This is a genomic window from Sulfolobales archaeon (assembly GCA_038897115.1).
Taxonomy (GTDB): Archaea; Thermoproteota; Thermoprotei_A; order Sulfolobales; family AG1; genus AG1.
The window spans coordinates 1-9394 of sequence record JAWAXC010000082.1 but is presented as its reverse complement, the minus strand read 5'-3'; the positions used below and the strand labels follow the sequence as shown (position 1 = coordinate 9394).

10 protein-coding genes and 1 tRNA gene are annotated in these 9394 nt (G+C 46.5%); 3 read left to right on the top strand and 8 right to left on the bottom strand.

The genetic code is table 11. From position 1 onward, the window contains the following. The 6 genes from QXE01_09675 to QXE01_09650 form a co-directional block, all read right to left on the bottom strand. On the bottom strand, positions 1 to 456 hold a 456-nt coding region (locus QXE01_09675), incomplete at its 3' end, for a DUF2067 family protein (GenBank protein ID MEM4971507.1). A 356-nt stretch (positions 457 to 812) separates the two neighbouring features. Further along, positions 813 to 1712, bottom strand: coding sequence for a VIT1/CCC1 transporter family protein (locus QXE01_09670; GenBank protein ID MEM4971506.1), 900 nt, complete (start codon positions 1710 to 1712; stop codon positions 813 to 815). 877 nt (positions 1713 to 2589) lie between these two features. Further along, entirely contained in the window at positions 2590 to 2748 is a 159-nt protein-coding gene (locus tag QXE01_09665; GenBank protein MEM4971505.1) for a hypothetical protein, read from the bottom strand. A 714-nt stretch (positions 2749 to 3462) separates the two neighbouring features. After that, positions 3463 to 4245 (bottom strand): PIN domain-containing protein, encoded by a 783-nt coding sequence (locus QXE01_09660; protein MEM4971504.1) that lies wholly within the window; start codon positions 4243 to 4245, stop codon positions 3463 to 3465. Then, on the bottom strand, positions 4212 to 4451 hold the full coding sequence (locus tag QXE01_09655) for a hypothetical protein (GenBank protein ID MEM4971503.1): 240 nt from the start codon (positions 4449 to 4451) through the stop codon (positions 4212 to 4214). Before QXE01_09655 ends, QXE01_09660 begins: the two co-directional genes overlap by 34 nt. Positions 4452 to 4772: 321 nt before the next feature. Further along, positions 4773 to 4850, bottom strand: a tRNA-Arg gene (locus tag QXE01_09650). Positions 4851 to 5228: 378 nt separating this feature from the next. On the opposite strand from QXE01_09650, the gene QXE01_09645 reads away from it, so the two are divergent. Then, positions 5229 to 6896, top strand: coding sequence for a CoA-transferase (locus QXE01_09645; protein ID MEM4971502.1), 1668 nt, complete (start codon positions 5229 to 5231; stop codon positions 6894 to 6896). Between the two features lie 42 nt (positions 6897 to 6938). On the opposite strand, the gene QXE01_09640 is transcribed toward QXE01_09645, so the two are convergent. Then, on the bottom strand, positions 6939 to 7358 hold the full coding sequence (locus QXE01_09640) for a hypothetical protein (GenBank protein MEM4971501.1): 420 nt from the start codon (positions 7356 to 7358) through the stop codon (positions 6939 to 6941). 2 nt (positions 7359 to 7360) lie between these two features. Then, a complete protein-coding gene (locus tag QXE01_09635; protein MEM4971500.1) occupies positions 7361 to 8533 on the bottom strand; it encodes an FAD/NAD(P)-binding oxidoreductase in 1173 nt (390 codons plus the stop codon). Between the two features lie 357 nt (positions 8534 to 8890). Here QXE01_09635 and QXE01_09630 point away from each other — a divergent pair, with 357 nt between their 5' ends. Together QXE01_09630 and QXE01_09625 are read left to right on the top strand one after the other, a co-directional pair. Then, on the top strand, positions 8891 to 9082 hold the full coding sequence (locus QXE01_09630; protein MEM4971499.1) for a hypothetical protein: 192 nt from the start codon (positions 8891 to 8893) through the stop codon (positions 9080 to 9082). Positions 9083 to 9115: 33 nt separating this feature from the next. Beyond that, the coding region (locus QXE01_09625; protein ID MEM4971498.1) for a hotdog domain-containing protein at positions 9116 to 9394 on the top strand (279 nt) is incomplete at its 3' end.

Below are 9394 nucleotides of genomic sequence, written 5' to 3'. Positions count from 1 at the left end.
GGGCGTTAGGATCTCCTTGGGAGCCTCTTCAGCGCATCTCGCAACAGCCATAGCTATATCTATAACCTCCTCTATCGGGGCGTTGGTCTCTATATATCCCTCAGATGCACCTGCTTTATAGCCTCTTAGCTTTATAGCCTCTACCAGGGGCTCTACATATACTGGCCCACCGATTCTCCTCTGGATCTGCCTAACGCTGAGCTTAGATATATTGCCAGAAGCCCTAGCCGTTGGAGATATTGTCCTGGCTATGTCTTTAATAGCCTCTATTGTTTCCCTCACACCAACATGGCTATCATCGAATGTTATCCTGAGGATCTCCCCATCTATGCTAGCACTAAATATCCCTGGAACCTCCTCTGAGATCCTCTCGAGAAGCTCGGCACATCTCTTGCCACAGTTAATAATATATGTCTTCTTAGTCATCCATTGCTCCGCATTCTCTATTGTTTGCAAGCTTATCTGCTATAACCATTACATATACCCGCTTTAGGATTTGCGAATATAGGGTTGAAACATCTTTAATGGTTTTTGGAAGCTTTTATATGGGTTCATGGTTAAGACATTTCAGAGCTATTAGGTGTGCTGATAATTATAAGCTAGATAAGCTATATATATCAGTGACCCCGGGTTTCCAAGACCCGTGGCTGAACCGCGGTGAGGGGGCCGGGGGAACCGTGAGGAACCCGAGGGTGGGTAAAAAATAACCATAAACAACAATAAAAGACCGCTCTCGGGTGAACGGTTCCTGGATATAGGTTTTAACCTCTTCCCCAATCTCCGCTCTCTACTAATATGGTTTTTAAAGCCATCTAGACTCTGATCCCGAGGAATCTGGAGACTAGATCTCCTATGAAGTATAGCGCCGCAGATACCCCTAGTATTATCAGTGTTGTCTCTGTGATCTCTCTTAGATAGTTTCTATTATAGAGGACAGATCCGTATGTAGATATATAGGCAAGTATGACTATTGAGAGGGCTATTGAAATAGCGAATGCTAGGAAGATCTGATGTACTATGAAATATGGTATCGCTAGGATAACCGCGGTTAGGAAATACGCTATCCCGGTATACATGGCAGATGTTGCAGGCCTACCCATACCCCCCTGCTTAGCCTGGGCATATGCTGCGGCTGCCATAGCCATCGAAGCCGCTATCCCAGCGATCAGCCCAGCTATGCCAGCCTTCACAGTATCCTCGTAAACCCCTAGGGTTCCCGCGTGGATACCCGAGATCTCTATTATCGCGTCTGAGAGGCCGAGCACTATGAAGCCTAGATACTTTATCCTCTCCTCCCCTATCTTCTCCATTAAGATATTTTCATGCTTAACCTCATCCTCTATTATAGCCTCTAGCTCGGCACGCTCAGCCCCCTCGAAATACTTTAGCACACCCCTATACCTCTGGATCGTCTCATTCTCCTTTCTCTCAAGAACCTTGATCGTTACAGTTGCTCCGAAGAGAAGAGCCATTAAAAGGGCAGCTAAAACCCTAGCCCATGCAAACCTAACCCTACAACCCCCAGACACGCCGGACCAGAACCTATAATGCCTCTCCTCATGAGAAGCCATCTCAATAAGAACTTCCCTCGATAACCTCGAAAGATAGGGGGCCTTCGAAAGCCACCTATATACAGCACTATCTATATACTCATCAACACACGAAGCAACAGCAACATCCCTAAGCTCGCTCACCTCTCTAGCACTCCCCATACAATAGCCCACCTCCTACTCATATCACAATAATCCATTTATTTATTTATGATCAAGCTTAGAGGCTTGGATCCCAACCATCTTCCATACCTCCAGAGGGTAGCTGAGCTACTCCCACCTCAGGTTACTGTTTTGCTTTCATATAGGTTTATGGCTGTTGATATTAATTGTGTTTAGCCCTTAGTACTATTAGATATGTTAATGTCATGTGTTTATTAAAGATCCCTTCATAACCCAATGCTTATAAGCTTTATAGCTAGTTGTGTTTAGCTAGAGGGCAGTACTATGATCCCTATGAGCAATGCGAGGGGAGGAGGCCGCCGAGGAAGCTCTCCACATCCCAGGAGATATAGGCTCCCGCAGGCAGCACGGAGAGAATAGAGTGTGAGGGCGAGTGGAGATATAGAACACGATGAACTGCAATGAAGACTAACCCCTAAAAGAGTAGGACTTTCTCTGCTATATAGCTCGTGCTATTGACTTGTGAAATGCTTTTAACCATATATCTTTATATGCATGTCGTCGCGGACTTTATATCGAACCTTCTGGCTAGTTCGTTCGATCGCAGTGAGCCTGCCAGGATTTGAACCCCGGATCATGGACTCGAAGGGCCTGGCCAATTTTGTGCCCATGTTTCATTAAGCCTCGCGAGACCATGAAACACAGATGATCCCGTGATGCTGTGATCAACCTATACATATAGATCCTATCTAAAGACCACTAACAGATCCACCTTCCTGTACATAAGACTCCTCCAGATATCGATATACCTCTTAGCCAGGTATATCTTGAACCTCTCTTTTTCACGAGTGACATGCCTATCCTGTATAAAATGTTAAAATCTCATCAACATGGTTAGTCTTCTCAGGGAGAAAGATCAGGACCCCACGGATCTCCTATCTCTGAAGAGCCTCTCCCACAGCTCGTTATACTCCATCGGAAGGTAGACCCTATAATAATCATCAATCTCCCTTATCACGGTCCTCTGCTTAAGCAAAATCCTATCAATTATCACAAGATGGTCTACGGGCATCATTCTCACCTATAATTTTCTAACCAGCCTTATGAGGATCTCCACAGACCCACCATAAATTTATGGTGTCAGTGGAAAGACCCCTTTTCAAGGTATCATGTGCTGACCGGTATAGAGCCCCTTTTAAACGTATCTGTTTAAAAGGGAGCACTTCTAAATTTACTATTAGGTAACCCCCTAACAATAGATAATATGGCTAAGTTGAGAACCCTTTTTAAAGGCCTCTTTCCAAATCTGTTTGCTTTGAAAGGGGTCCTTTCAAATGTTTAGAACATGTTCTAAACACAATACTATAGTATCAGGCTGGTCAGCACAGCCCCTTTTAAATGCGTTTAAAAGGGGGCTCATAAGGCAATATTTCTTAGCTGTTTCATGGAGCCTCACGAGATCATGAAACAATGGAATCGCTTACACCTGTTTTGGCGGGCCCGCCGGGATTTGAACCCGGGACCTCCGGCTCCGGAGGCCGACACCTATAAGCCTCTGTCCCAAGAATCGGTGAGAGTCTGGAGCATTTCGTAACCTATTTCTATCTCTTAGGGTGATGTGCGGTGTGTGCATATGTCGCTATTGCAGTTGTCCTAAGCTAAATTTTAGTAGTCATGAGTGTGAGAGTGTAAAAGGTCTGGAGGGGATGGCCAAGCGAAATTATGACGAAGATAAGTGCTTAGGTTGTGTATAGAGCTGTTGCCTATACTGTGTATCGGGAAGGAGGAACTATAGCTTACACATCTGTCTGGCTAACTCTATTTCTTGCAACCTCTTCTCCGTTACTGGTTGTTGCATCATCTCGATGCACTCCCTTATAGCTAGAGGCCGTGGCGAGATACAGTACCCCTCCTCTCTGGCATCCCATTCTATCAATACCATGTAACATGAAGTTTCAATTTCAATTCTGTTTGGGGGCTCAGCGTTAACAACCAGGTATTGGTGCTCACCTATGTAGAGAAGTGTTGCCTCAATCGCTTTCTCTAAGCTGGTAACATTGCATAACAGGCACTGGCCTGGGATGGGCGAGAGTAGAGGCCTCAAATAATTAGTGTAGAATTCCCTAGGATCTAGTACCCTTACCCAGTGCCTCATAAGTGACCAGAAGTCGTAGTCCCGCTTGTTCCAGGTAACCAGTATGACTTGCTTAAACCCCTTCTCATAGCGCAGATGGAGTGCAATTGCGACATACACGCTATCATCCTGATCCCTAACGAATCCCTGCGCCTCTGAGAGATACCTAGCCACCTCCTCATCAGGAAGAGGCTCCACGCGTTCCAACACGGCCTGGAGTGCCAGGCGTATCTCGTGCTCACTTTTACCAGCTCTCCGCGCTATCTCCCTCACGTGATCTTGAATCTCGTTTCTTAGGGCTTCCGGGTAGTAGGAGGGGTAGAGGCTCGGGGTCAGCGAGACTATGTAGCGGTTGAATCCCTGCTCCCGGATGAGCGCTGCTATAATCACGTTGGCGTCAAGGACTACGGCTGCATAGTGCTTTTCAGCCTTGCCCACACCTTCCTCGTCACCTCATCGGCTATTTCCAGGGCATCCTCCATTTTCAGGTTTGACTCCATTGATACGATTTCCAGCAGTAGGAGAGTCTCAGCGGCTTTTGCCAGCTCCTCAACCTCCACACCTCGAATCTTGGCGAGTTCAACGACCTCTTTGGGAAGCGGTACCTTGACAAACACTACTCCCTGACTCACCCTATACCCCATTACCATCTAGAGTCATACATAGCTTAAAAACAGCGCCTTCTTAGAACATTCATTATCAACGGTTCCATAAACCGCTCTACAAGCCTCTCAAGGCCTCCGTTCCTGCAGATTGCCTTCCCACCTACCTATTTAACAAGCTAAAACCACTCAATCCTATACTAACAACGAATCCCTATGCGTCTCCTGCTCCACAGACAAACTATCTCCATCGGGAAATCAAGATAACCATATAGACTTACCCAGTCACGCGAATAACTCCTTATTCAGGTTTTATGGGATCCTAAGTCAAGTGATGCCTGGTTTCGGAGAGTTAAATAACTATGGCGGGCCCGCCGGGATTTGAACCCGGGACCTCCGGCTCCGCAGGCCAGCGCTCTATCCTGGCTGAGCTACGGGCCCCACTAATATTTTACTTTTTGTTAAGAAATAATCTGGTGCTAGCTAATGATTCTCTATTGAGTGTTTAGGGGCTTAAACATCTTTACTTTAATGGTTTTTGGAAGCTTTTATATGATGAATTCGTGGTTAATACCCTTCAGGGCTGTTAGCTATGCTGATACATATATATGCTCCGAGGCTATATGCCTTAAGTCTTCTGCTACCCTTGGGTTTCCGAGATCCGTGGCTGAACCGCGGTGAGGGGCCCGGGGAAACCGTGAGGAACCCAAGGGCGGACATAGATAACCATAAACGATAACAAAGGACCGCTCTCGGGTGAATGGTTATGGGATCTGGGCTATTTATCTATGTTTTTAAAATATTTCTGAGGGTGTTTCTTTGATTAGATGTTTGGAGGTCTTCGAGACTAAGGTGGTTAGTGCTTGGGAGGCTCTCTCATGTATTAGGGATGGGGATGTTATAGCGATATCTGGTTTTAACATGGCTACTACGCCTGAGCATCTTATTCTAGAGCTTTTCAATCTATATAGGAAGACGGGCCATCCCAGAGATCTATTTATAATCTCGGACGCCCTCCCAGCTGTTCCTGGGAGGGCTTTGGATAAGGTTGCTGAGGAGCTCTATAGAGAGGGTGATAGGGGCTTTATAAGGGGGGTTCTGATGCCCTATCTAGGCTTCTCACCATGGCTTCAGAGGATGATTATGGAGGATATGATCGAGGGGTATTCATGGCCTCTCGGGATAACTGCTTACTGGTTTAGAGAGATCGCGTCTGGAAGACCTGGTCTTATAACCAGGATTGGTCTCGACACATTCCTAGATCCGAGACAGGATGGAGGGGCTATAAATAGTGCTGCGAGGAAGGCTATGACCTGCAGGGTTGAGTTGATAAGAATAGGTGATGAGGAATACCTCTTCTACAGAGCCCCAAAGCCTAGGGTAGCCCTTATAAGGGGTACCACAGCTGATTCTATGGGGAATCTTACTCTCGAGGATGAGGGTATAAGGGGTACTGTGCTCAACATAGCGCAGGCGGCCAAGGCAAGGCCCGAGCCAGGTGTTGTTATAGCTCAGGTTAGATGGATAACAGAGAGAGGAACTATAAAGCCTAGAGATGTTGAGGTTCCAGGGCCTCTGATAGACTATATCGTTAGGGCTCCTAAGGAGAGGCACTGGCAGTCCGGATCATTTGAATATGATCCTAGAGCATGTCAGAGGGTGATCCCACCCCTTAAACCAGATGTTCTAGAGGATCTACCGCAGCAGAGCTGGGAGGAATATGAGTATATAATAGCTAGGAGAGCCCTAATAGAGCTCCTAAAGATAGTAGCCTCTAAAAGAGCACCTGCACTGGTAAACATAGGTGTTGGGATCCCAGCACTTATAACCAGGATAGCTATTGAGGAGGGCCTCTCAAGCTATATAATACCTGTGGTCGAGTCAGGACCCTGGGGAGGCCTAGCCCTAGCAGGGCAGGACTTCGGAATAGCCTTCAGCCCCTTCGCACTAACCTCGATCCCAGATACATTCTCGATATTCGAGGGAGGGGTTATAGATGCAGCTGTCCTCGGATTCCTCCAAGTAGATGCTGAGGGCAATGTAAACTCCTCAGCACTACCAGATAGGATACCAGGGCCAGGGGGCTTCCCAGTGATAGCTGGGGGAGCTCCTAAAAACATATTCTCAGGATCCTTCACAGCGGGGCCAAGAGATATAAGGGTGGGTGAAAAGGGTCTAGAGATAAGAAGAGATGGAAATATAGTTAAATTCGTATCCAGGGTCTACAAGATATTCTTTAGTGGTAGAACAGCGCTTAGATACGGCAAGGAGGTTGTCTATATAACTGAGAGAGCTGTCTTTAAACTAACAGATAGGGGTTTAGAGCTTGTGGAAATAGCGCCTGGTGTGGATATAGAGAAGCATATACTAGCTAAGATGGAGTTCAAACCTATAATCTCTAGAAGCCTAGAGACTATGGATCAGAGGATCTTTAGGGCTCGGAGGATGGGGCTGGTAGAGGAGATCAGCAAGATCTTTAGAGCATGATTATCTTAAAAAGTGAGAAATAGTTAAAAAGGGGTTTAAAATCTAGGGTACAGCATACTGCTTTAGTGAGGCCTTTATACAAGGCATAGATCTCCTTAGAATCTCTAGTAAGATCCCTAGAGCCTCCTTAGTCTCCCTATCAGTTAGGATCTTCATGATCGATAGCTGGGGGGTCTTCTCAGATAGAGCTATAGATTCTAGGGATTTGCTCACACACTCCAAGCCACCAACCATTGCAGCTCCAAGTACATTCAGGTTTGCCCTTTCAAATGCATATGGTAGTGAGAGTATGGGCGCCGCCGCCTTAAAGACACCGGGATCCACCATGAGATCTGGTAGCTTCTCAACTAGGTAGAGAAGGGGTTTGAGGGTGGTGGTTAGCTCCTCAACGGCTTTTCTAAGCTCTCTAACCTCTTTCAAGAGGTTCTCAAACTCCTCCCTAGTGATCTCTCCAACCATCATGATCACCCAGGTATATAGCCTAGTAGCCATGCGAAGTACTGCTTCTCAAACATCTCCTTAAACACCCTGGAGAAGCTTGTTGGTGGTAGGAAGAGGCAGTCGGGATACTGAGCCTGCCCTAGAACGAGCTTTGTGAAGTCACATGCAGCTGCCATTCCAAAGCCTCCTACATCCATCACACATGATCCGAAGACTCTGAACTCGCTCGACACATATACACCCTTGATCTCTGAGATTATCGATGCCAAGGGGTATTTGAGGTATGAATGAAGTATCACACCAGCCATTCCAAGTCTGAGGCTAGGTGCTGCGACATCTCCTACAGCGTAGACATCATCATATTTGGTCCTCATAGTTGGTGGATTCGGCTTAGCCCACCCAGTCTGCGGATCTGCTATATCGGATTTAGCCACAGCCTCTGGGGGTCTATGTGGTGGGATTAGTATGAGGGCATCATAGCGGATCTTCTCCCCTGTGGTTGTTACAAGAACCCTATTACCTGGATCAACCTCCTCGACAGCGGGGTTCTTGCCAACACCGATCCACCCAACCCTCCTCTCAGCCATAAGCCCCTCCATCATCTTAGCAGCCAGGGGGCCGAAGTTCTCGAATGGCCTCTTAAATGGGTGAACCATTGTTATCTCAATATCCCTTCTAAAGCCGAGACCGCTATAGTAGAAATCTAGGAGAAGCGCAACTTCCCAGGGAGCTGGTGGACATCTATAAGGCGTGCTATGCACAGCAACCACTAGACGCCCCTTTCTAAAGCCCCTCACAATCTTCCTAACCTCTAGAGCCCCATCAAGCTCCCACGGGTGTGGCAGAGGACCTCCCCTAACAAGATCTGGCCTCGTCTCCGCCCCAAGCGATACCAATAGATAGTCATACGAGATCTTCCCAGCAGTTGTCTCCACAACCCTATTACCAGGATCTATAGCCCTTACCTCTGCTTTAACAAATTTAACGCCCCTCTTCTCAACCAGTGATAGGGGCGCTGAAACCTGATTAGGCTCTCTATAACCCATCATAACATAGAGATATGAAGGTCTGAAATCCGTTCTATCCCTCTTATCTATAAGCGTTATCTCAGCATCACCCCCCAGAGCTTCAGATAGATGTTTAGCCGCAGCAAGACCCCCTGTACCACCCCCTAGTATAACTATTTTCCTCACCATATCACCAGATCTATATTATGATAAAAACTTAAAAACCCAATAATCAGGGCGCATAACATTGTATTATAATTTATATAAATATATTACATGTTTTTCATGTAATTAGAAGATAGTAAATAAAACCTATCGATTACATTCATAATTGCTAAGTCAGATATAATAGCGATATCGATACAAAGCAACTCTAGGGGCACATGGATTATTCGATCGCTGATAATCTTCTCAACCAATAATTGGAGAATTCCCTTCAAAACGAGTAGAGTTCAGAGATCCTTGCTATTTTTACAACTGAAAGCCTCGCCCTGAAGGGCGAGGATGGCGAAATACTTACAAGCTTTGATGTTAGCACTAGGTTAGATGATGAGGTGGTTAAGCATAGCAACCAGGCCCCCGGATGATCATAGATGGGGGCTAGCAACAATAGCCCCGAGTCCCCGAGAGGGGATAGGGGTAACCGGCCGAAGACCCGGCCCAGGTCTAAACCCACGAGAACCTGGGATGATCTACTATAGAATTGAAAGTGTTAAAAAGGGAGTAGCGATATATTGATTATCGATACTAACATATATCTGAGGCCTGGATATGCCCTTTGAGGCGAGATATAGGATCTACTGGTCTGAGACTGATGCAGCTGGTATAGCCCATTTCTCAAGCATCCTCAGAATTGTTGAGAGGGCTGAGGAGGATCTATATAGGTCTAAGGGGCTGTCTGAGATACATAGAATGCTTCCTAGGATTGAGGTGCATGCTAGGTTTAGAAGTCCTCTTAGATGGGGAGACGAGATCTCTGTGAGGCTCGAGCTTGATGAGGCTAGGACAAGGGGGCTTAGATATAGGTTTGAGATCATAAATATAACTACT